This is a genomic window from Paraburkholderia sp. A1RI_3L, assembly GCF_048957895.1.
GTDB lineage: Bacteria > Pseudomonadota > Gammaproteobacteria > Burkholderiales > Burkholderiaceae > Paraburkholderia > Paraburkholderia kururiensis.
The window spans coordinates 16674-40106 of record NZ_JARCHA010000007.1 but is presented as its reverse complement, the minus strand read 5'-3'; the positions used below and the strand labels follow the sequence as shown (position 1 = coordinate 40106).

Genomic DNA, 23433 nt, shown 5'->3' with positions numbered 1-23433 from the left:
CATGAAGAACGGCTGGCTGCTCAGTCGGCCAGCTGCGGATGCGCGAGCCACTCGTGGCCCTTCAACATGCCGCGCCAGTAGAGCGGCGGCAGGATGCGGTCCTTGAGCAGCCACGCGAGCCGCGACGGTTGCGTGCCGTCGATCAGCCACTTCGGGAACGTAGGCGCCACCTTGCCGCCGTAGAGGAATTCGGCGAGCACGATCTTGCCGCGCTCCACGGTGAGCGGGCACGAGCCGTAGCCGTCGTAGTTCGCCAGTTCCTGCCGCCCGCGCAGCGCGGCCAGCACGTTGTGCGCGACCACGGGCGCCTGCTTGCGCGCAGCCGCGGCGGTCTTCGCGTTCGTCGTGTTGGTCGTGTCGCCAAGGCCGAAGACGTTGCCGTACCGCTTGTGCCGCAGCGTGGCCGGGTCCACGTCCACCCAGCCCACCGCGTCGGCAAGCGGGCTCGACCGGATGAAGTCGGGCGCCTTTTGCGGCGGCACGACGTGGATCATGTCGAACGTCGTTTCGACTTGCTCGGTTTCACCGCCCGGTAGCGCGCGCGTGAACATCGCGCGCTTTCCGGGACCGTCGATGGCGCTCAGGTTGAGACCGAAATTGAGCCCGATGTCGTAGCGCTCGACGTACTTCATCAACGCCGGAACGTAGTCGGGCACACCGAACAGCACCGCGCCGGCGTTGAAGAACTCGACCTCGATCTGCCCGAGCCGGCCCGAGCGCAGCCAGTGATCGGACGACATGTACATCGCCTTCTGCGGCGCGCCGGCGCATTTGATCGGCATGGGCGGCTGCGTGAAGAGCGCCCGGCCGCGCTTCAGTTGCTGCACGAGCTGCCACGTGTACGGCGCCAGGTCGTAGCGGTAATTCGAGGTTACGCCGTTGCTGCCGAGCGTCTGCGGCAAGCCTTCGATCGCGTTCCAGTCCAGCTTTAGTCCCGCGCAGACCACCAGTTGCCGATAGCGGATCTTGCGGCAGCCCTCCAGCACCACGGCGTCGTTTTCCGGTTCGAACGCCGCGACCGCCGCCTTGATCCAATGCACCTGATGCGGCAGCACATCGACCATGCGGCGCGCGGTGGTCTCGGGCTTGAACACGCCGGCGCCCACCATCGTCCAGCCGGGCTGGTAGTAGTGGATGTCGGCGGGATCGATCACGGCGATGTCGAGATTCGCGTCGCGCGCGAGCAGGCTGGATGCCGTCGCCACACCGGCGGCACCGGCGCCGACGATAACGACGTCGTAGCACTTTTCAGCGCTTACGCCGCTGTCGCCGAGGCGGCTGGCCAGGGCGCCCAGGTCGTAGCCCGCTGCCCTGCCGGCCGCAACGAGCTGGCCGAACGAATAGCCGGACGCGCCCGAGAGCGCCCACAGCGACGCCGAGCGCATGCCGCTGCGGCAATACGCGAGAACCGGCCCCGGCACCGTCTGCAGCAAGTTGCCGAACTGCGCGGCCTCGCGGTCGTTGACCTTGCCCGACTCCACGGGCAGGTAGTACGCGGCGATGCCTTCCTTGCGAGCGGCCGACTCGATCTCCACAAAGGTGGGCTGGTCCGCGCCCTCGCCGTCGGGGCGATTGCAGATCACCGTGCGATATCCGGCCGCGCGCAGCGCCGGCAGATCCGCCACGTGCACCTGCGGCGATACGGCGACGGCGTCGCTGAGTTTTTTGATGTCCATGACTGTCTCTTCGCTGTCTTCGTTAATGAGTTAGCCGATGCCCGCCGCGCCTCACAACACGTTGAGCGGAATCTTGATGTACGACACGCCGTTGCTTTCCGGCTCCGGCAGATGGCCGGCGCGCATGTTGACCTGCACCGAAGGCAGGATCAGCACGGGCATGTCGAGCTTCGCGTCGCGCGCGTGGCGCATTTCGACGAACGCCTGCTCGGTGGTGCCTTCATGCACGTGGATGTTGTGCTCGCGCTGCTCGGCAACCGTGCTTTCGTAGCGCAGCGGACGGCCGCCCGGTTGATAGTCGTGGCACATGTACAGCCGCGTCTGCGGCGGCAGGCTCAGGATGCGATGGATCGAGCGGAACAGCGTGGACGCGTCGCCGCCCGGGAAGTCGCAGCGCGCCGTGCCGTAGTCGGGCATGAAGAGCGTGTCGCCCACGAACGCGGCGTGGTCGTCGCCGTCGCTCACGAGGTAGGTCATGCAGGCGGGCGTGTGGCCCGGCGTGTGCAGCGCGCGCAGCTGCACGCGCCCCACTTCGAACGTTTCGCCGTCGGCAAACAGCCGGTCGAACTGCGAACCGTCGACAGCGAAGCCGGGGCCGGCATTGAACAGCTTGCCGAACACCTGCTGCACCGTCTTGACCTGCTCGCCAATCGCAATCTGGCCGCCCAGCCGGGCCTTCAGATACGGGGCCGCGGAGAGATGGTCGGCATGCACGTGGGTTTCCAGCAGCCACTGCACGCGCGCGCCCAGCGCTTCGACGCGCGCGATGAGGCGGTCGGCGGAGTCGGTGCGCGTGCGGCCGGACTTCGGGTCGTAGTCGAGCACGCTGTCGATCAGCGCGCAGTCTTTCGTCTCACGGTCGAGCAGCAGGTAGCTGATGGTCCAGGTGGCGGGGTCGAAGAATCCTTCGACAGCAAACGTGCTGGGGGTCATGGCGGGGGCTCCAGTTGACGGACGGGGTCGCGGCACTTCGCCGGTGTCCGGCAAACTGCGCGAGAGCCTAGACAAGGTTCGTGCCAGGCGTTCACCCTGATTTGCCGCGCGACATCAAGCCGCTGATTTTTAACCAATTATCTGCGCCTCTATTGCGCTGTTCGAGGTAGTGAAAGCCCCCGTGCGCGTGGCAGGCGAACCGTCATGACCTGCCCGGAACTGCCAAATGGCACTCGATGGCAGTTTGTGGCAGTGAATGGCAGACATGGCAGTTGCCGCGTATAGTGGCGTCCACCCCGCCACGGAGTGCCGCCATGCCCCTTTCCCTTTCCACCTCCCTCTCCACCTCGTCATCCACGGCCCACGTGGATTCGCCTGGAGGCGCCGAGCCCGGAGGCGCCGAGCCTGGAGGCGCCGTGCCCGGCCAGCCCGGCTCGCCGGAGGTTGCGGCGCTCGTCGGCTACCTGGAATACGACGCGCAGCCGGCCATCGTGCTCGATCCGGAGTACCGGATTCTCGCGGCCAACAGCGCCTACCAGAAGCAATTCGGTATCTCGGGGCAGCCGCACGTGGGGCGTCGCTGCTACCAGGTCTCGCACCACTACGAGGTACCGTGCGACCTCGCCGGCGAACACTGCCCGATGAAGCGGGCGGCGGCGACGCGCAGCGCCGACCGCGTCCTGCACGTGCACCACACGCCGCGCGGCCCGGAGCACGTGGACGTGGAACTGCGGCCCATTTTCGACGCGCACCAGCAGATCGTCGCGTACGTCGAGCGTCTTTCGACCGTGCGCAGCGCGTCCGCGCAGCCGGATGCCGATGGTCTCGTAGGGCGCGCGCCCGCGTTCAACGAGGCGATCTCGAAGCTGCACCGGGTCGCAACGTCGATGCTGCCGGTGCTGCTGCTGGGCGAATCGGGGACGGGCAAGGAACTGTTCGCGCATGCGCTGCACGCGGCGAGCCCGCGCGCGAACCGGCCGTTCGTGGTGGTGGACTGCTCGGGCATTACCGAAACGCTGTTCGAGAGCGAGCTGTTCGGCTACGAAAAGGGCTCGTTCACCGGCGCGTCGGCGCGCAAGCCGGGACTCGTGGAAACGGCGCAGGGCGGCACGCTGTTCCTCGACGAGATCGGCGACGTGCCGCTCGCGATGCAGGTCAAGCTGCTGCGCCTCATCGAGACGGGCGCGTTCCGGCGCGTGGGCGGCGTCGAAACGCAGCGCGCCGACTTCCGGCTCGTGGCGGCTACGCACAAGCCGCTCGAACAGATGCTGGCGGACGGCCAGTTTCGCTCGGACCTGTACTTTCGCATCAGCGCGTTCCCGATCCGGCTCCCGGCGCTGCGCGAACGCGCCGAGGACATCCCGCTGCTCGCCGCGGCCATGCTGCGACGTATTGCATCCGCGCGCGGCGCGGACGCCCGCACCACGTCGATCGCCACCTCGATCGACCCCGAAGCGCTGGCACTGCTTTGCGCGTATGCATGGCCCGGCAACATCCGCGAGCTTCGCAACGTGCTGGAACGCGCCAACCTGCTGGCGGACCACGGCGTGATCCGTCCGGAAGATCTGCCCGACGCCATCCGCACCCCCGCCGCGCCGCCGCAGGTGCCGGCGACTGCGCCTGGGTTTGCGCGCGGCAAGCTGTCCGACGCGGAACTCGCCAGCGTGGCCGCTGCTTTCACCGGCTCGCGCAGCGAACTGGCCGCGCATCTCGGCATCAGTGAACGCACGCTGTACCGCAGGCTCAAGTCGCTCGGCGCGGGCTGAACGCCCCTTTCCCACCCGGAGCGCCCGTCGTGTGCCCCGCTGTTCGCCGATTAGTCTTATATAAGATATAAGATAATTGACGATACGCCGTACCAAGACTAAAATCCCCATCGAAACAGTGCCCCGGAAGCCCTCGGAGCCGCCTGGCAAGACTTCCCCTGAAACGTCCTATCAGCAGGCCCTCATGCTTGAAAACTTTCGCGCTCACGTGGCCGCTCGCGCCGCGCTCGGTATTCCCCCCCTCCCGCTCACGGCTCAGCAGACCGCCGAACTGGTGGAATTGCTGACGAATCCCCCCGCGGGCGAAGAGCAGACCCTGGTCGACCTGATCACCCACCGCGTCCCCGCCGGCGTGGACGAAGCCGCCCGCGTAAAGGCCGGCTTTCTCGCTGCCGTGGCCAAGGGTGAGACGGCGTGCCCGCTGATCTCGCGCACCCGCGCCACCGAACTGCTCGGCACGATGCTGGGCGGCTACAACATCCAGCCGCTGATCGAGCTGCTCGCGGACGCCGAAGTGGGCGCCGTCGCCGCCAACGCGCTGAAGAAAACGCTCCTGATGTTCGACCAGTTCCACGACGTCCAGGAACTGGCCGAAAAGGGCAACGCCAACGCGCGCGCCGTGATGCAAAGCTGGGCCGACGCCGAATGGTTCACGAGCCGTCCGGAAGTGCCGCAAAGCCTGACCATCACCGTCTTCAAGGTAACGGGCGAAACCAACACCGACGACCTGTCGCCGGCGCCGGACGCCACCACCCGCCCGGACATCCCGATGCACGCGCTCGCGATGCTGAAGAACGCGCGCCCCGGCATCACGCCGGAAGAAGACGGCAAGCGCGGCCCGGTCAAGTTCATCGAATCGCTGAAGGAAAAGGGTCACCTGGTCGCCTACGTGGGCGACGTGGTGGGCACCGGCTCCTCGCGCAAGTCGGCCACCAACTCGGTGCTGTGGTTCACGGGCGAAGACATTCCCTACGTGCCGAACAAGCGCTTCGGCGGCGTGTGCCTGGGCGGCAAGATCGCTCCGATCTTCTACAACACGATGGAAGACGCGGGCGCCCTGCCCATCGAACTCGACGTCTCGAAGATGGAAATGGGCGACGTGGTCGAACTGCGCCCGTACGAAGGTAAGGCGCTGAAGAACGGCGAAGTGATCGCCGAATTCCAGGTGAAGTCCGACGTGCTGTTCGACGAAGTGCGCGCCGGCGGCCGCATTCCGCTGATCATCGGCCGCGGCCTGACGGCCAAGGCGCGTGAAGCGCTGGGCCTGCCGCCCTCCACGCTGTTCCGCCTGCCGCATCAGCCGGCCGACAGCGGCAAGGGCTTCTCGCTCGCCCAGAAGATGGTGGGCCGCGCATGCGGTCTGCCAGAAGGCCAGGGCGTGCGCCCCGGCACGTACTGCGAACCGAAGATGACCTCGGTGGGCTCGCAGGACACCACGGGCCCGATGACGCGCGACGAACTGAAAGACCTGGCGTGCCTCGGCTTCTCGGCCGACCTCGTCATGCAGTCGTTCTGCCACACGGCCGCTTATCCGAAGCCCGTGGACGTGAAGACGCACCAGACGCTGCCGAACTTCATTAGCACGCGCGGCGGCATCGCGCTGCGCCCGGGAGACGGCGTGATCCACTCGTGGCTCAACCGCATGCTGCTGCCCGACACCGTGGGCACGGGCGGCGACTCGCATACGCGCTTCCCGATCGGCATCAGCTTCCCGGCGGGTTCGGGTCTCGTGGCATTCGCCGCCGCCACGGGCACGATGCCGCTCGACATGCCGGAATCGGTGCTGGTCCGCTTCAAGGGCAAGATGCAGCCGGGCGTCACGCTGCGTGACCTCGTCAACGCGATTCCGCTCTACGCGATCAAGCAGGGCATGCTGACGGTCGCCAAGCAAGGCAAGAAGAACATTTTCTCGGGCCGCATTCTCGAAATCGAAGGTCTGCCGGACCTGAAGGTCGAGCAGGCGTTCGAACTGTCGGATGCATCCGCCGAGCGCTCGGCCGCGGGGTGCTCGGTGCGCCTGAACAAGGAACCGATCATCGAGTACCTCAACAGCAACATCACGCTGCTGAAGTGGATGATCGCCCAGGGCTATCAGGACGCGCGCAGCCTGCAGCGCCGCATCAAGGCAATGGAGCAGTGGCTGGCCGACCCGAAACTGCTGCAACCGGATGCGGACGCCGAATACGCCGCCGTCATCGAGATCGACCTCGCCGACGTTCACGAACCGATCGTGGCCTGCCCGAACGATCCGGACGACGTGAAGACGCTCTCGGACGTGGCCGGCGCGAAGATCGACGAAGTGTTCATCGGCTCGTGCATGACCAACATCGGTCACTTCCGTGCGGCCTCGAAGCTGCTGGAAGGCAAGCGCGACATCCCGGTCAAGCTGTGGGTGGCCCCGCCCACCAAGATGGACCAGAAGCAGCTGACGGAAGAAGGCCACTACGGCGTGTTCGGCACGGCCGGCGCCCGCACCGAAATGCCGGGCTGCTCGCTGTGCATGGGCAACCAGGCGCAGGTGCGCGAAGGCGCAACGGTCATGTCGACCTCGACCCGCAACTTCCCGAACCGTCTGGGCAAGAACACGAACGTGTACCTCGGCTCGGCGGAACTGGCGGCCATCTGCTCGCGCCTTGGCCGGATTCCGACCAAAGACGAGTACATGGCCGACATCGGCGTGATCAACGCGAACGGCGACAAGATCTACAAGTACATGAACTTCGACCAGATCGAAGACTTCAAGGAAGTGGCCGACACCGTGACGGTGTAAGCGCGCTGCCGGGCTACGACGGGTTGTTTTCGTCGTAGCGCGATAGGCGATGGAGATGGCGCCGCAGGCTGAATGCCTGCGGCGCCTTTTTTTGTGCCGTGCCGGATCGCGTCAGGAAAGGATCAGGAAAGGATTTCGGCGCACTCATCGAGCCGCACTGGCCCCCTCCGGCCCCGCCTCGGGATTCGCCACGAGCCGCAGGCGCACGCGTAGCGGTTGCAGCATGTCGGCCGGTGGCGGCTCCGGCAGCACATGCTCGATCAGCAACGTGCGCAATGCCGCATCGGCTGCGTCGTTGCCGAGCGAATCGAACTGGAGCTTGCTCACCGCGCCGCTCTCGCCGATCCATGCGCGCACCACGATGGCAGGCGGCGGTGCATCGGCCGTTGCGTTCACGATGCGCTCTTCGAGGTACTGATGCAGTTGCTTCGAAGCGTCGTTGTCGGCTTCAAGCGAGGTCTGGAACTGCGTACTGACAAGCTGGGCGTAACGCAGCCACGCCTGAGGCACCGACGAAGGTACCGACGGAGGCACCGACGCAGCCGCGTCCGCTGTCTGCGCAAATGCGTGCGTCTGTGTGAGCCACGCGCAGGCCGTCACGGCGGATGCCTCGATGAGGCGCCGCCACGCAGCCCTTCGCTGTCGTTTCATGAACACGCCAACGTCCTCTCGTTCCATTCCCATGCCTCGCACTGCGCCAGTAAGCACGGGGTGAGCGTCTGGTGAACGCCCCTCAACCCGGATCGACCGGCAGATACAGCCGCGTGCCGCCGCGTTGCACGAGCAACGCAACGGGCCCATGCGCGCCACGAATCTCGCTCGCCAGCGCGCCGATGCTCGCCACCGGCGTACCGTTCACGGAGAGCACCACGTCCCCGCTGCGCAGGCCCGCCCGCGCGGCCTGACCGTTGGCCCCTTCGATCAGCAAACCATGATCGACGCCGAGTTGCTGCTGCTCGCGCACGTTCAGCGTACGCAACGCGAGCCCCAGCGGCGCGGCATCGGCCTCGCCCGTGTTCGCGGCCACGGCGCTGTCGAGCGCGCCCACCGTCACCGCGACGTGACTGCCCTTGCCCGCGCGCCACACGAGCAGGTCGGCCGGCTGCCCCGGCTTGATCTTCGCGATGGTGCCGAGCAGGTCCGCCGAATCGGCCACGCTGTTGCCGTTCACGGCGAGCACCACGTCGCCCGCCTGCAGTCCCGCCTGCGCAGCGGGACCACCGGCCTCCACGGCACTGATCAGCGCGCCGTCGGGCGTGGCGAGCCCGAACGAGCGCGCCAGCGCCTGGCTCACTTCCTGCACCGCCACGCCGAGGCGACCGCGCGTCACCTTGCCCGTCCTGAGCAACTGATCCTTCACGTCGAGCGCCACGTCGATCGGAATGGCGAACGAAAGCCCCTGGTAGCCGCCCGTCTTCGAATAGATCATCGAGTTGATGGCCACCACGCGGCCGTTCAGATCGAACAGCGGACCGCCCGAATTGCCGGGATTGATCGGCACGTCCGTCTGAATGAACGGGATGTAGGTCTCGCCCGGCAGCGAGCGCGACTTCGCGCTGACAATGCCTTGCGTGACCGTGTTCGCGAAACCGTACGGCGAGCCGATGGCCATGACCCAGTCGCCCACGTCGATCTTCGCCGGGTCGCCGGTCACGACGGCGGGCAGGTTGCGCGCGTCGATGCGCACCACGGCGACGTCTGAAACCGGATCGCTGCCGATCACCTTGCCCTTGAACTCGCGCTTGTCCGTGAGCTTCACGTCCACCGTGTTCGCGTCGCCCACCACGTGGCGGTTGGTGAGGATGATGCCGTCCGCGCTCACGATGAAGCCCGACCCCAGGCTCACCTCTTCGCGATTGCCGATCACGCGCCGCGCAAGAAACGGCGCAAGCGGATTGCCGGGACTGACGCCGGGCGGCAACTGGATGCCCATTTGCGTGACCTCGCGCGTCACGCTGATGTTGACCACCGCCGGGCCATAGCGTTTGACGAGCGCGGCGAAGTTCGGCATGGCGAGCGCAACAGCTGCTTCGCGCGACGCGAGGCCCGTGGCCCCACCTTCGCCCGCGGCGCACGCCACGCTCGCGGCCAGCGAAAGCGAAAGCACGAGCACAGCCACCGTCAGCACCCTTCGTTTAGCCGGTTCGCCGCTACGCGAATTCGCCATCGCTTTCCTCGTTGCCTTGATTCGTTGCCTTGATTCGTTGCCGTGATTGAGGCTTCGTCGCACACCGTCATTTCGGCGGCACATTGACGGGCGCAGCCGGCCGTTGCGGCGTAACCGACTTGCCCCAGTTCGAGCCGAAACGGTTGCGTTCGGTGGAGAGATTGAACGTACCCACGCGGTTCGACGGTCCCTTCGCATTCGCTTCCGCGGCCGTGGGCGAAGCAGCCTGCGCCGCTTCGGCCGCATTCGGCTTGGGTCGTAATTGCGCATTCAGACAGTCGATGGAAGGCGCGCGCTGTCCGTTAATTTCGGCATCCACACACACCGGCTTCGTCGACGAAGCCGCATCGGCAGCGGTCGCACGCGAAGCCTGGGCGTGCACCAACCGCACCGGCACCGCTGCCGCGCTCAACGCCGCACACACGAGCATCGCCCCCATCCGCTGCCATCCGTTCATCTCGCTCTCCAGTCTCACCGCATGCAGCGCGTACGCCTTCATTCCATTCGATATTCGTGCGAGCGCGCAACGTAGTGCGCAACGGCACGACGCTCGTCGGCGCTCACCGAAAGCATGGGTGCCGCATCCGGCTGACGGTGCCACGGGTCACTCGCATCGCCCACACGTGTGCACGCGAGCACGTGCGCTCCAGTGGGAAACGGCGTGGATTTCGCGTCGCGATAGTCGACGCGAAAGAGCGCGGGCGGCGTGTCCTGCGGTTTCCACAGGTCCGCCGCATCGTGCACGTTCGCACCGAACCAGAAGCGCACCCAGCGCGCCTCGCTGCCCACCCGCTCCGTTACGTCCGTTAAGTCCGTTACGTCCGTTAGGTCCGTCACGCGCGGCTGCACGAACGCATCCTCGTCCGGCACGCGCAGGAACCCCGCGAGCACGAGCAGCACGGCAGGCACATCCGCCTCGCGCAGTTCGGGGTAGGACCACAGGTCGAGCACGTCCGCGCACGAAAGCACCGTCGTGAATCGCGCGATGGAAAGCGGCGGCCACGTCACGCGCATCGCCAGATAGTGGCGCTCCCAGCCTTCCAGAAAGCGCCGCCGGTTCATGGCCGAGATCACCGCGTTACGCGAGCCGTTCACGGCGAGTTCGTCGGGCTGATAACGCGCGGTGGAAAGCACGCATTGCGCCGCGCGGCGGGCGCTCTTGTGGCGCACGTACTCCGGCATGCCGGGCACCGGGCTCAGCGCGCCCCGGCACAGCGGGCAGCGCGCGAGTGCCGCGCCGCCCTGCATACGCCATGCGCCCGGCTCGTCAGGTAGCGCGCGTTCGACGCCGTCGCGCGCGTGGCGAGCATCGCCTGATGCCTGGGGTGCCTGGGTCGTGGCCTGTGCCATGGGTGACGATTGCCGCGCTGTGGATGCCATCGTGGGTGCCATCGTAGGTGCCATATGCCCGCGCCTCTATTGCACCGCTGCGAGCGCCTTCTTCAGCGCGTCTTCGTTGATGGGCGCGTTGCCTGCGAGCTTCGTGAGGTACGCCTGCACGTTTTGCTGCGTGCGCTGTGCGCGCAGCAGCGCCCTGAGTTGCTCCTTCACCTCGGCGAACGGACGCACGCCTGCGGGCCGCGTATCGATCAGCTTCAGCACGTGAAAGCCCGTTTGCGTACGCACCGGCGCGGATACCTCGCCAGGCTTGAGCGCGTTCGCGGCGTCACGCACGGCGGGCAGCAGCATGGCCTCGGGCACGAAGCCCATGTCGCCGCCGTTTGCAGCGCTCGCCTTGTCCTCGGAGTTCGCCTTTGCGAGCGACGCGAAGTCGTTGTTCTTTACGCTGCCGCTGGCGCCATTTCCAGAGCGGCCCTTTGCAAGCCCCGCCAGACGAGCGGCCTCTTTGCCGGCTTTGTCGATGGTGGCTTGATCCGCGTTCGGCGGCACGGCGATGTAGATCTGCGCGAGGTGCAGTGCGCGCGGCACGGCGAACGCGTTCTGGTGCTCGTTATAGGCAGCCTGCAGATCGGTGTCCGAGGGATAGTCGGACGGCGGCGCATTTACGGACGCCAGATACGTGCGCACGATCACGTCGCGCCGTGCGGCATCGACCGCCGCCTGCACCTGAGGCTGCGTCTCCCAGCCCTTGGCCTTTGCTTCGGCCAGCACGGCCTTCTGTTCGAGCGCGGAACGCACGAGGCGATCCATCGCGGCGGGGTCCGCGGCGAGGCGCGTGCGCCCTTCGGGGCTCAGCGACTTGACGAGCGCTTCGACATCGTCCTGTGTGACCGAGATCTGTGCCGCATTCGCGACCACGTCGTTGCCGGCGAGCGCGACCAGCGGCGTGCCGAACAGAACCATTGCTGCAAGCATTGCGAGTTTCTTCACGCTTTCTCCTGGGACGACCTGACCGATGTTCCCGAACACGATTGCCTTACCTGTCCCCTGCCGAATTCGCCGCGGCCACATTCAACTGCATCACGATGGGTTGCCTCATCCCGCGCGGCAGTGGCGCACCCATACGCGTTGAAACGAGTGCCGTTCGTAGCGCAGCTTCGAGCGCGGGCTCGCAGGGCGATGCCACTTCGACGCGCTCGATGCTTCCACGCTTTTCGAGCCATATCTTCAGGCGCAAGCTTGCGCCGCGCTGCGCGGCCCACAACGCGTGAAAGCGCTGTGTGGCCTCAACAGAGTCGTCGAGCAGCGCACGCACTCGTTCGGACACGCAGCCCGCGTATTCGGTCCACTCTGTGGGCGCATCCTGCACGGCGACCAGCCGATCACCCTTTCTGCGTCGCAAGCTGCCCGGGAATAACCCGCGCAGCACCGCGCCGATTGCACCGATTGCGCCAACGTGAGCCGACGCCGTCATTGCAGCGTCGCCTGTGCATCAGCGGCCAGGCCCGCATCCGCCGCCGATTGCGTCACCGCCGCGTTCCCCTTCGCAGCATCCGCCGTGTCCTGGCGGGCCGCGGCCTCTTGCGCGGCCATCGCGGGACGATTGCGAAGATGGAGCAGAAACTCCTGAATCAGGCGATCCCACAACTCGATGGTGGAGCGCAGGTAGCGGCCGCTCACGCCGCCCGCCACGACCACGTCCATCTCGAGCGCGAGAAACGGCCCGTGATTCGCGAGGCGCGCGAACCGCTTCGTACGGTTCCAGCTTGCAACGAGGTCCGCGGGCAACTCGCCTTGCACCTGAAGCACGCAACTCAACGTGTAGTCGAGATAACGCAGCGCGTCCGTAGCCGTTTGTGCGACCGCTTGTGAGCCCGCCTGTGAGCCCGCTTGTGAGCCCGCATCCGGCACGGCGAACCCTGCTGCCACGTTGCCGAAGCGCACCGCGAAGCCGACACCCTGGCTCGCGCTCATCAACTGCACCGCGCCGTTCTGTTCCGCCATCGTCACGCGATAGCCCGCCGCGCGAAACACCTGCGCAAGCTGTTCGATGCCCACGGCCTCGATCCATTCCTCGTTCGCGACAGCGTTGTTGCTGTCCTTCTCCATGTGCTCTTCCTTCGTCATGAGTGGCCTCGTAGTGGCGTGTTGCGTACTCAATGCATGCTCATTGCCCACCGGCAGGCGCCGATGCCGCCGCCGGACGTGCCGCTGGGTCGTACTTGCCCGCATAGAGCGCATCGCCGTAGCGCTGCGCGATGTCGTCGTACTTCACGCGCGCCGATTCCGCGAACGGCTGCCGCGACGAGAGAAACGTGCCGAGCCCGACGTGCTCGTACGCCTGCAGAATCTCGTGACCCACGCGGTACAGGTCCGCATTTTTGGCTTCGCATGTTTGCAGTTGCGTGTCACGCGTCTTCACATCGTTCTGCAATTGCGTGCGCTGCGCGTCGCGCGTCTTCGTCACCGCGAGCAGATCTTCGTAGGACGTCTTGTACTTCGTGAGCTGCTGCGTGTCGCGCGTGTGGCTCGCACGCTCTTCCGCCAGCGCGCGTCGCGCTTCCACCTCGGCGCCCGACTGACCCTTCGCCGCCGCGAGTTGCGCCTGCAAGTCCTTGACCTGCGCGAGTGCCTGGTCGCGCTGCTGCTCCGCCGCGGTCTTGTCGGCCTGCAACTGCGTCTGGTTGTCCTGAAGCTGACGCAATTCCTGCGTGGTGGAGCGCAGCTGGCTGCGCAGTTTGTCTTCGATACTTTGCGCGCCGGCACCGGTCGCGGCGAAGAACAGGCCGCCCGCCAGGCCCGCCGCGATCATCGCGTGACGAGTTCGTTTCATGCTTCGCTCCATCAGAACCGCGCGTTGAGTTCGAGCTGGAGCACGTCGATCGACACCGGCGGCCCGTACACTTCCTTCGCGCTCAGGTAGCGCGCGGTCAACCACGTGTCGCGCGCCACGGCGTAGGCCGCGGCCAGAATGTAGCCGCGCGCGTTGGTGCCGCCCAGGTGGAAGTCGGGGTCCGTGAAGGCGTCGAGCGTGGCGTCCGGTTGCAGGTACTTGTAGGCCACGGAGAAATTCCACTGGCCCTTCGTCTTCGGTTCCGGCTCGCCGATGGTGGCCTTCGCGAGGAAGCCGTTCGGACCGCTGCGGTAGTCCGAGCGCGACGCATTCACCGTGGTCGCCTCGTAGTTGTTCACGGGCAGCGAGGCCGCGCTGAAGGCCTTGTTCTCGTCGTAGGCCAGGTTGCGCACGAATTCGCCGTCGAGCCGCAGCTTGAAGCGGTCTGCGATCACCGTATCCCACTGCGCCTTGATGTCGAAGAGGCGATAGTTGTAGGCAAGGCCGAACACCTGCGGCTGGGGCGTGAGGCCCGGCGCGAGATTCGGGTTCTGCACGATGTTGCGCAGCGCGATGAGCGTGTTGCCGCCCTGCATGAACGTTGGAGCTTCGTTGTCAGTGCTGCAACTCGTTGCACCCAGATACAGCGCGCAAGGCGAGGAGAGCGTGCCGCGCATGTTCTGGAAGTCGTAGTAGGCAATGGCGCCCTTCAGACGGTTCTGCGCGTTGATCTTCCAGTCTGCGCCGAACTGCGCGCCGAACATCCACTTGGTGTCGCTGCCCACCTTGTTTGTGCTGTTCGACGGGAAGTTCTCGGCCGTGTACTGAATCGGGAACACGCCGAGCGTGCCGAATAGCATCACGTCCTGGTTCGCGGGCAGCGCGTAATGGAAGTTCGACGCGATGCCGTCCATCTCGAGGTCGTTGGAGAACAGCAGGTCGGAGGCGAAGAACGGATTGTCGAAACGGCCTGCAATCAGGTTCGCCCACGACGTAGGCGTGTAGGCGAAATAGGCCTTGTTGAGCCAGATGTTCTTCTTGCCGAACCCGCCGCCGGCTGTGGCCGTGGTGGTCACCGGCCCGTTGTCGTTGCCGCTTGCGAGTTGCAGGCCGGCCGTGAGCTGATCCGAGAGCAGCGCCGTGATGCCGAGCCGCGCACGGTAGCGCTCCAGGTTGTTGCGGTTCTGCGTGGTGTTCTGCGTCGGCAACTGCGTGGTGTTGGTGTTCGGATTGATGTCGAAGCCGCCCGCCTGATTGATGGCCGCGAAATTCGTCACGTTGTTCGCGTTGCGGCTGCCGTAGAAGTGGTACTCGTCGCGCACGCGCAGATCGCCATCCAGTTTGATGCGTGAAATCCAGTCCGGCAGCGCGTTGGGCTGCGCCCAGTTCTCGGCCTTCGCCTGGGCCATGACTTCCTGCTTCACCTCGTCGCGAATCTGGTTGCGCACCACCTGCGGCACGTAGGGCACCGCTACGTCGCCCGGCTGCGTGGGCGCATTGACGACCGCCGCAGCCGCAGCCGGCGCCCGCGCGGCGTTCGCAGCCCTCGCCTGCGCAGCCTCGGAACGCGCCTCGCTGATGAGGTCGTTAGCGTTCTGCTGCGTGAGCACCCCGCGCTTCACGAGCAGGTTGATGAGGTTGATCACCGTGTTCTCGGTGGGCGCGGCGGCGCCCTGCGCGGCCTGCGTTTCGAGCGACTGCGCATGCGCACCCGCGGCGCACGTCATGCCCAGCGTGAAGAGCGCCGCGCTCATGCGCGAGCGCCGCGCCGGCACGCCCCCGCCGCTCCACCCGCTACCCCGAATCTTGTTCATGCGAATCATCAATGCTCTCCACATACCGTTGTTTTGCCTGGCACCGTTTTCTCAACGGACCTGCCGCGTTCCATTGCTGTATGTCGTTGCGTTTCGTTCGTCTGGGCTTGCGTCTGCCGCTCTTTCATTCGTGCCCGCGCTAGACCGGCTTGCGCCCTTGCAGCTTCACGAGCACGGGCCACGTCGTGGATGGCGGCGGTGCTTCATCCACCTTCCCGAGCGCTTCGATGGCTGCGACCACAGCCGCGTCGATCTTCGCGTCGCCCGTGGACTGCGCGATGGTCACCTTCGTGATGCGGCCGGTCGGCTCCATCCAGAGATTCAGGCTGCCCGTGAAGCGGCTGCCGCCCGCCTCCTGCACGCCCTTGTCCTGCTCGATCGCGCGTTGCAGCACGTAGACCATGTAGGTGTTGTAGCTCGCGTTGCCAAAGCGCCCCCCGCCGCCGCTGCCCACCATGCCGGAGCCGTCGCCCGCGCCGATGTTGAAGCTGTCCGTGCCCGCCTGGGCCGGCGCATTCATCGTCATCTGCCTCGGTTGGTTATCCGAAGGTTTCGGTGCTTCGGCCGGTTTCGGCGCAACGGTGGGCCGGTCCACGGGCGTCTTCACCTCGTCCTTGATCTTCTCGGGCGGCGGCTTCTGTTTCGGCGGCGGAGGCGGGGGCGGCGGCAACGGAATGACCGTGGTCACCTGCGGGGCCGTCACGCGCTTCACGCCGGCCGTGTCGCTCGCGAAATGCCAGACGAGCGCAGCGAGCCCCGCCAGCACCAGCGCGATCAGAACCGGCTTGATGTAGCGGCCCGGGCCGTTGCCGGGCGCGCCGCCGTTGTAGGTGGTTTCCATTGCGCGTTCCTAGCCGCCCTGCTTCGCCTTGCCCGTGACGAGCCCCACCTGCGAAAGATCGAGGCGTCTCAGCAGATCGAGCACGTCCATCACGCGCTGGTACTGCACGGTGGCATCGCCCTTGAGCACGATGGGCACGTCGGGATTGGTCGCCTTTTCGGTGCGCAGCCGGCTCTCGAGTTCGTCCATCGTGACGGGGTACGCGTCGAGAAAGATCTGCCCCGAGTCGGACACCGTGATCGCCTTCGTCTTCGGTTTCGCGAGGCTCGTGGACGAACTCGCCTTCGGCAGATCGACGCGAATGCCCTGCACCGAAGCCGTGGTCATGATGATGAAGATGATGAGCAGCACATACGCCAGGTCGAGCATCGGCGTGATGTTGATGTCGTCGTAGGGCTTGTCGTCGTCCTGAACCTGCATGGCGTTCTCCTCGTCGCAGTCAGTCGGCCAGCACCGCGTGATCGCGATGGCTGCGATGCGCTTCGGCAAGGCGCGTCACGAATTCGTCGACGAACACCTGCATGTTCGCCGTCACGTTCTTGTTGCGAATGAGCAGGTAGTTGTAGCCAAAGAGCGCGGGAATGGCGACGAAGAGGCCCGTCACGGTGGCAAGCAATGCAGCGGCAATACCCGGCGCGATGGCGTTCACGTTCACGTCGCCCGCAGCGGCAATCGCGGCGAACGTGATCATCACGCCCACCACCGTGCCCAGCAGACCGAGAAACGGGCCGCCCGAAATCGCGATGGTGAGCAGCACCATCGACTTCGAAAGACGCTGGTTTTCGCGTACGAGCGTGGCGTCCATGGAGGCGCGAATCGCTTCGATGGATTCGCTCGTGATCACCGTGCGGCCGGTTTCGTCGACGCGGCTATGAATTTCCTGCACGCCCGCCTTGTAGAGCCGGTACAGCGACGACTGGCGCAGGCGCCGTCCTTCGTCGGTGGCTTCATCCACGTGAGCGAGGCCCGTAAGGTGCCGTCCCGCCACTTCGCGAAAGCGCTGCACGAAGTAGTTGTTCGCGCGGTCCACGGTGCCCACGTAGCCGGCCTTCGTCCACATCACGATCCACGAAACGACGGCCATGCCCAGCAGGATCGCGATGACGACCCAGGCGTCCACCGTCACGGACTGCACGATGATGCCGAAGTAGCCGAACCCGAAGCCCGACTGCTTTTCGTCGGCACCGTAGCCCACGAGCTTCGATTCGGAGCCTTGCGACAAGGCATCGAGCGAGATGAGCGTGGGCGAGCGCGCCACCTTCGAAAGACGCAGTTCGTCCATCGATCCGTTGAAGCCCGCGAAGCCGGCGGGCGCGCTGCCCGCACCGGCCACGTCGCCGCCCACGGCGGCGGCACCCGCCAGTGCGGGCAGCGTGGCGGCCGCCTGCGCGGCCTGCTTGCCGTTCACGTAGAGCGTGAGGTTCTTGCCGTCTGCGGTCACGGCTACATGCGTCCACTGTGCCGCAGCTACCGGCGCTGTGGCTACCACGCGAACCGGTGCGGCACCGCCATCGACCTCGGCAAACGGCACACCGTTGTCGAGACCGATCAAGAGTGCGTTCGCACCATCGCGACGGCTGTAGAGCAGCGTGTTTGGCGCGAGCGCCGCAGGTTTCGCCCACACGCTGAACGTGAAGCTGCCGCCCGCGCTCACGGCCAGCGACGGACTCGCGGGCAGGTTCAACGGCGTGCTGCCGTCGAACTGCGCGCCCTTGCCGATCACGCCGTCTTCGATGGTCTTGAACGGCGCGTTCTGCGCATTGTTCGCGTAGGCCGTGGCGTCTTTAGGCGGCGTGCCCGACGCACCGTTGAAGTGATACACGAGCGTGTAGTCCGCGTCGAACGTCTCCGCGGGCTTGCTGCCGTCGGGCGCCTTCTTGTTGCCGTAGTACATCCAGATGGACTGCGCGGCGCCCGCGGGCATCTGCGGCACGTCGATCCAGACGAGCGCCACGCCCAGCACTGGGTCGTATTGCTCGATCTGGTAGTTGAGCGGCGTCTTGTCGTCTGCCGCGACGAAGCGGATGTCGGCGCCGCTGTCTTGCAGGCCGTCGAACTGGAAGTTGCCCGAATGCAGCCGGATCAGCAGCGGCATGCGTCCTGCGGACTCCGATACATTCACGCCCTTCGGGCTCGTGTCGATGGTGATCGCCTTGCGATACGACCAGTCGTTCTGCCACCACGCGTTCGCTACGCCCGGCATGCAACCCAACAGCACGGTCACGGCCGACAGAAAGAGAAATAACGCTCGCTTCACAGTCTTGCTCCCCGATAAGCCGGCGGCAACGGCCGGCACGACAGATGGAAACCGGTCAAGGTGGTGCATGCGGGCCGCGTTCATCAGAACCCCACCCGCACGTAGAAATCGAAGCGCGGGCTGTACTGCCGCGTATAGACGCCCGCCTTCAGCGGCCAGCCGGCCTCGAAATCCGCGCTCGCATACTTGAAGATCTGCACGCGCGTGCCGAAGCCGACGCTGAGCAGGTTGAAGCTCGAGGTCTGCTCGGGTAGCGGGCTCAACAGCCAGAGGTGCGCGGCATCGACGAACGCGTGGAAACGCCACTCGTTGACGTTGCTGCCCAGGTACTTCGCAAGCGAAGGGCTGCGCAATTCGAGCGAACCGATCACGCCGCTGTCCGCCGTGTCTTCCGCCTGCATGTAGCCGCGCACGCTGTTCATGCCGCCTGCCGCGAACTGCTCGCTCGACACGAGCGGCGAGTTCGAGAGTTGCGCGCTGACGTGCGCGTTGGCCTGCATGTCGTTGGCAAAACGCTGCGTGTGATTGACGTCGAACTTGCCGTAGACGAAGTCGGGCGTCGCGTTGTAACGCTTGTTGTCCCATGCGTTCCAGTCGCTGCCCACGCCGCGAATGTTCGTGGTGAGCGAGGCGGAGAACGCCGTTTGCGACTGCTTCAGCGCAAGCTGGCCGTTGTACGAGAACGTGACCGGCACATACGTGAGCGGCGCGCTCGACGCGCCCTGGCCTGCCAGGCTCACGTTCTCGTCGTAGTGCTTGCGGTCTATCTCCACGCTCGCGGACTGTGCGTAGGTGTCCGTGGAAGGCAGCGTGTAGATCGCGGTGAGACCGAACGTGGTGCCCTTGCCGAGTACGTTCGTGCCGCCCACGGACGCCACGTTGCTGTCCGAATGCAGCACGGTGGCCAGCAGGCTCCAGTGCGAGTCCCGGAACGGCGCGAGGTACGAGAACGAGTAGACGCGCGCGTCGTCGGGATGCTGGGGCGCCAGTAGATACGTGCCCGAAATCACGTGCCCAAGCTGCCAGAGATTCGAGTAGCTGAGCGTCGCGCTCGTGCGCAGCAGCGAGGTGCCGGGGCTGTTGTCGTTGTTGAGTTCGAACGTGCCGTGCAGCGGGCTGTGGTCGTCCACCTTCAGGTCCACATCCAGTGTCTGCGGCAGCGCGCCGGGCTTGAGCACCGGAATCACCTGGCGGTCCTGCGAACGGTTAAGGTCCGCCAGTTGCTGCTGGGCCTGGTTGAAGTCGGGCACGGTGCCTTCCGCGAGTGCGGGCACGGCGTCGCGAATGTTCTGCGGCGAGTTGTATTGCGCACCTTCCACGCGCAGGCGCCCCACCTTCGCCTCCACCACCTGCAGCACGATCACGCCGTTCTTCACCTGCTGCTGCGGCAACTCCACCACGACGGACTGATAGCCCTTGTCCTGATAGACCTTCTGCAGCGACTCGCGCGCGCCATTGACGTCCGCCAGCGTGCGCCCCGGCCCTTCGAACGGGTACACGGCCTTCTCGATATCGAGGCTCGACAGTGTGGTGTTTCCGCGCACAATGAACTCGTTCACGTCGAAGGTCTGCGGTGCGGTCGTGGCCGGCTGCGCTGCTGGTTGCGTTGCTGGCTGCGTTGCTGGCAGAGTTGCCTGCAGCGCCTGTGGCGTGGCATCGGCCGCGCGTGCCGCCGAGCCGAGACTCAAGCCGCTTACCAGCGCGACACCCGCCAGGCGGTGTCGCCCGCCGTGCCACATCCGTTCCAGTCGTTCCCCGTCTACTGTTGGCGGCATGCGCCATTCCCCTTTGTCAAACTGGACCGCTGTGTGTCCGGCGATTCCTTCGGTCTGCGCTCGCCAGCTAACACAGCAATGTTTCAGATTCGTGATACTTGTTTAGTAACCCTTATCTTCATGGCCGAAGCACGGGACACGATTCAGCAGGTTTCTTCTATCGGCTTGCCAGACTCAGATAACGCCGCAGGTCAGGCTGCGTTGCGGCGGCGTCCGAAAACTCTGCCAACGTGTACTGCAACAGATCGCTCACGCACACAGCGAGTGGAGCGTTTGCCGTGTCCAACGTCAGTTCCGCTTCCCCTGGCGCTTCATACGGTGCGGATACGCCTGTGAACTCCGGCAGGTGCCCGGCCCGCGCCTTCCTGTACAGCCCCTTCGGGTCGCGCGCCTCGCAGACTTCGAGCGGCGCGTTCACATACACCTCGCGAAAGCACTGCCCCACAAGCGCTCGCGCCTGCGTCCGCATCGCGGCAAGCGGCGATACCAGCGCGACGATCGCGATCAACCCTGCATCGGCAAAGAGCGCTGCGACTTCGGCCACGCGCCGCACGTTCTCGAAGCGGTCCCGGCATGAAAAACCGAGATCGCGATTCAAGCCGCCGCGCAGATGGTCGCCATCCAGCACGACCGACCGCACGCCCAGCCCGCGCAACTCACGATGCAGCGCCTGCGCAAGCGTGGACTTGCCCGCGCCGGGCAGGCCCGTCATCCACAGCACGCCGCCGCTCACTTCGCCTTCATCCCACCCTGTCGTTTGCATCGTGACCTTCGCCTCGCGCGTTTTGCGTCCGCTCACATTCGACCAGCGGTCTCACCAGAATCGGTCTCTAAGGACAATGACGAAACGCCCGCACGTATCCCGCATATTTTTTGTGTCGCAACGCATCGCATGGCATCGAACCACCTGCGCGCCGCCCACCGTATGTCAAGTTGGCGGCTCGTCTTCTTCGCGCGGACGCTGCTGCCAGAAGCCGCCTTTCATCGTCGCGATGGAAGGCGTTTCGGCCCATTGCCGCGGGCCCAGAATTTCGCCGCGCAGGATGTTGGGCATCACCTGCACGTCGAACACTTCGTCCACGCCGTTTTCGAATTGCAGCGTGCCCAGCACTTCGCCCGTGCGGGCATCGAGCGCCGCAACGCCCGCCACGAGCGCAGCAGATTCGCCCTCGATAGGCAGCCCCTGCGAGCCGCGCTTGTCGCGCAGCCGCGAAAGCCCGACGAACAGCACGCCGCCGTATTCGGCGAGGCCATGTGTGAAACCCGGCAGCGTGGCGATCACGCGCTTCGCGCCGCTGGCCGGGTCGATTTCCAGCACGTGCCCACGCCCGCCTTCCAGCACGAAGAGCCGGCCGCCGATCAGGCGCGGCGAATGCGGCATGGAAAGTCCGGACGCGACGATGCGGCCCGACGGCACCTCCATCACGACGCCGCCTGTTGCCATCTGCTTGCGCCAGCCGAACGGCGTGTTGGTTTCGCCGAGCGCCGTCGCGTAACGCACCTTGCCTTCGTGAAATGCCATGCCGTTGAGGTGACAGCGATCGTCGGGGCCGAAGTCAGTGACGAACGGCGGCTGCCAGATCGGCGTGAAATTGAAGTAGCCGTCTATCACGCAGATGCACGAGTAGCGCGTGTTCACGGCAAGCACGATGTGTTTGTCGAACACCATGTCGTGCAGATCGAGGTCGCCGGTGTAGTACGAAACGCGCGGCACGAACACGGCGTCGTAATGGCCGGGGCGACCCGGGTAGAGCGGCGCCAGGTTCGACACGTTTGCGAAGATCATCAACTCGTGGATGGTGGCCACCGCGAGGCGGTTGCCGCTCACGGTCATGCCCATGGAGCGCGGCAGCAGGCAAGCAGAAAGCGTGGGCACGCCGTTTTCCACGCCGAGCAGCGCGACGCCGGACGGACGGCGGCTCAGCGCAAGCGAGCATTTGAGCGACGCGAGCACGTCGAGAAACCGACCGGTGTCGCGCAGGTTGATGAACGGTTCGTCGACACTGCCGCCGGCAGCCGCGTCATCGGTTCCCCGTGCCGGCCTATCGACGCCCTGGCCTTCTTCGATCTGTTCCACGCTTTTCGCGCCTCTTATGCCCCGCGGCGCGCCTCACGAACGAGGCCGCTACCCGCATTCGCGGCAGCGGATGGCCCGCACCGCCTGGTCTACGGTATCCACGCCCGGTCCGGTTGCGCGCAAACCTTTTTGGCGAATGGCGGGCAATCCGCTTTCGCCTTGAATAGCTGCGCACCGAATGGCAAGCCGTGGCTCTTATCTTCCTGGACGCATTGGGCGACTCAATACCGCATATTTTTTTGTGCGAATCGCTTTGGCGCCTGTGCTGAAGAAATCAATCGTCGTCTTTCCATCGTAAGTTTTTGTGACAGCTACCCGAATAATTCGGAGCGACGTGGAGGCCGCCAACGAGCCTTGAATTACGGTGCCGGACGCACTCCGGCAGCGGACATGGAAGAAATCACACTCTGGGAAACGGCGTTCAAAACCAACGCCGCAAATGACAACCATATGACGTCTACGCTATTACGCATAAAGACGCAGCCTCAATAAGCTGCGGCATAGCCCGCTTTGCTACGTCTTATCCAATACAGGGAAAAGCAGAAGGGCAAGAACGTTCATGTCGATCACCACGGGGCTTTTGCGTTGGCTTTTGCGTTGGCTTTTGCGTTGCTTGCTGGCGAGGTTCACGGGCGCCTTCGCCACCTCGGTTCATGCGCGCGCCCCACTTGCCGGGTCGCTTTCGCACGACGACCCGCGGCTGCCGCTGCGCTGGCGCACGCCGTGGCTCGCGTGGCAGTCGCTTTCGTGGGTCGCGCTCACGTTGCTTGCGCCGCCGTTCTGGGCCATCGGCATTCTGCTTGTCATTAATCCGCACAGCGATCAGCCGCTCTTCTGGGCCGCGACCATGGCGATCGTGCCCATTGCGAGCGGCATCGCCATCATCGAGGTGAACCAGCAGCATCATCGCGCGCCGTTCACGAGCCGCCGCGCCGTCGCGCTGCGCTTCTTTCTGGTGAGCATGGCGACGTGCTGCGCGCTGTTTGTCGCGGCGCTGTGGACCACCGGGGCCATCGATGCATTACTTCGTCCGCTCGCCGAAACGGCACTCGGCAGCCGGCCCAACGCGCTCGTGCTTCCCGCAGCGTGTCTTGCGACGGCGTTCGGCATATCGTCATCCGCGCATGCGAGCATCGTTCACGCGTGGCTCGCGTTCGAAGCCTGACGCGCTCCCTTCACCACC

The 23433-nt window shown here is 65.6% G+C and carries 20 protein-coding genes; 3 read left to right on the top strand and 17 right to left on the bottom strand.

Going from position 1 to position 23433, the window contains the following annotated elements:
- Positions 1–20 precede the first annotated feature (20 nt).
- Positions 21–1676, bottom strand: a complete 1656-nt coding sequence (locus PXJ20_RS19320; protein WP_421031927.1) for a TIGR01244 family sulfur transferase — start codon at positions 1674–1676, stop codon at positions 21–23.
- Positions 1677–1727: 51 nt separating this feature from the next.
- Complete coding sequence (locus tag PXJ20_RS19315) at positions 1728–2609, bottom strand: MBL fold metallo-hydrolase (RefSeq protein WP_017775121.1); 882 nt, start codon at positions 2607–2609, stop codon at positions 1728–1730.
- A 314-nt stretch (positions 2610–2923) separates the two neighbouring features.
- On the opposite strand from PXJ20_RS19315, the gene PXJ20_RS19310 reads away from it, so the two are divergent.
- Together PXJ20_RS19310 and acnB are read left to right on the top strand one after the other, a co-directional pair.
- Positions 2924–4375, top strand: a complete 1452-nt coding sequence (locus tag PXJ20_RS19310) for a sigma-54 interaction domain-containing protein (RefSeq protein WP_421031926.1) — start codon at positions 2924–2926, stop codon at positions 4373–4375.
- Between the two features lie 184 nt (positions 4376–4559).
- Positions 4560–7145, top strand: coding sequence for a bifunctional aconitate hydratase 2/2-methylisocitrate dehydratase (gene acnB / locus PXJ20_RS19305; protein WP_421031925.1), 2586 nt, complete (start codon positions 4560–4562; stop codon positions 7143–7145).
- 144 nt (positions 7146–7289) lie between these two features.
- Here acnB and PXJ20_RS19300 read toward each other — a convergent pair whose 3' ends face one another.
- From PXJ20_RS19300 to PXJ20_RS19230, 15 genes are all read right to left on the bottom strand, one after another.
- Positions 7290–7796, bottom strand: coding sequence for a YbaB/EbfC family DNA-binding protein (locus PXJ20_RS19300; protein ID WP_421031924.1), 507 nt, complete (start codon positions 7794–7796; stop codon positions 7290–7292).
- A gap of 82 nt (positions 7797–7878) precedes the next feature.
- Entirely contained in the window at positions 7879–9312 is a 1434-nt protein-coding gene (locus PXJ20_RS19295; RefSeq protein ID WP_421031923.1) for a Do family serine endopeptidase, read from the bottom strand.
- A gap of 67 nt (positions 9313–9379) precedes the next feature.
- Positions 9380–9811: a hypothetical protein gene (locus PXJ20_RS19290; protein WP_233411401.1), complete on the bottom strand. Its 432-nt coding sequence runs from the start codon at positions 9809–9811 to the stop codon at positions 9380–9382.
- Positions 9808–10662 (bottom strand): hypothetical protein, encoded by an 855-nt coding sequence (locus tag PXJ20_RS19285; protein WP_421031922.1) that lies wholly within the window; start codon positions 10660–10662, stop codon positions 9808–9810. Before PXJ20_RS19285 ends, PXJ20_RS19290 begins: the two co-directional genes overlap by 4 nt.
- A 66-nt stretch (positions 10663–10728) precedes the next feature.
- Positions 10729–11643: a peptidylprolyl isomerase gene (locus tag PXJ20_RS19280; RefSeq protein WP_421031921.1), complete on the bottom strand. Its 915-nt coding sequence runs from the start codon at positions 11641–11643 to the stop codon at positions 10729–10731.
- 46 nt (positions 11644–11689) lie between these two features.
- Positions 11690–11980: a hypothetical protein gene (locus PXJ20_RS19275; RefSeq protein ID WP_421031920.1), complete on the bottom strand. Its 291-nt coding sequence runs from the start codon at positions 11978–11980 to the stop codon at positions 11690–11692.
- 143 nt (positions 11981–12123) lie between these two features.
- Positions 12124–12780, bottom strand: coding sequence for a YbjN domain-containing protein (locus PXJ20_RS19270; protein WP_421031919.1), 657 nt, complete (start codon positions 12778–12780; stop codon positions 12124–12126).
- 40 nt (positions 12781–12820) lie between these two features.
- A complete protein-coding gene (locus tag PXJ20_RS19265) occupies positions 12821–13486 on the bottom strand; it encodes a hypothetical protein (RefSeq protein WP_421031918.1) in 666 nt (221 codons plus the stop codon).
- Between the two features lie 11 nt (positions 13487–13497).
- Entirely contained in the window at positions 13498–15309 is a 1812-nt protein-coding gene (locus PXJ20_RS19260; RefSeq protein WP_421031917.1) for a putative porin, read from the bottom strand.
- A 130-nt stretch (positions 15310–15439) separates the two neighbouring features.
- The gene (locus PXJ20_RS19255) at positions 15440–16141 is read right to left on the bottom strand and encodes an energy transducer TonB family protein (protein WP_421031916.1); all 702 of its coding nucleotides are present in this window, start codon (positions 16139–16141) and stop codon (positions 15440–15442) included.
- A 9-nt stretch (positions 16142–16150) separates the two neighbouring features.
- Positions 16151–16561 carry an ExbD/TolR family protein gene (locus PXJ20_RS19250; RefSeq protein ID WP_042300407.1) on the bottom strand — a complete coding sequence of 137 codons (411 nt, stop codon included), beginning with the start codon at positions 16559–16561 and terminating at the stop codon, positions 16151–16153.
- A 19-nt stretch (positions 16562–16580) separates the two neighbouring features.
- Positions 16581–18398 (bottom strand): DUF2341 domain-containing protein, encoded by a 1818-nt coding sequence (locus PXJ20_RS19245; protein WP_421031915.1) that lies wholly within the window; start codon positions 18396–18398, stop codon positions 16581–16583.
- 83 nt (positions 18399–18481) lie between these two features.
- Positions 18482–20137 carry a ShlB/FhaC/HecB family hemolysin secretion/activation protein gene (locus tag PXJ20_RS19240; protein WP_421032644.1) on the bottom strand — a complete coding sequence of 552 codons (1656 nt, stop codon included), beginning with the start codon at positions 20135–20137 and terminating at the stop codon, positions 18482–18484.
- Positions 20138–20330: 193 nt separating this feature from the next.
- Complete coding sequence (cysC, locus tag PXJ20_RS19235) at positions 20331–20936, bottom strand: adenylyl-sulfate kinase (RefSeq protein WP_421031914.1); 606 nt, start codon at positions 20934–20936, stop codon at positions 20331–20333.
- Positions 20937–21101: 165 nt separating this feature from the next.
- Positions 21102–22250 (bottom strand): TIGR03032 family protein, encoded by a 1149-nt coding sequence (locus tag PXJ20_RS19230; RefSeq protein WP_421031913.1) that lies wholly within the window; start codon positions 22248–22250, stop codon positions 21102–21104.
- Between the two features lie 613 nt (positions 22251–22863).
- Here PXJ20_RS19230 and PXJ20_RS19225 point away from each other — a divergent pair.
- On the top strand, positions 22864–23415 hold the full coding sequence (locus PXJ20_RS19225; protein WP_421031912.1) for a hypothetical protein: 552 nt from the start codon (positions 22864–22866) through the stop codon (positions 23413–23415).
- Positions 23416–23433 lie beyond the last annotated feature (18 nt).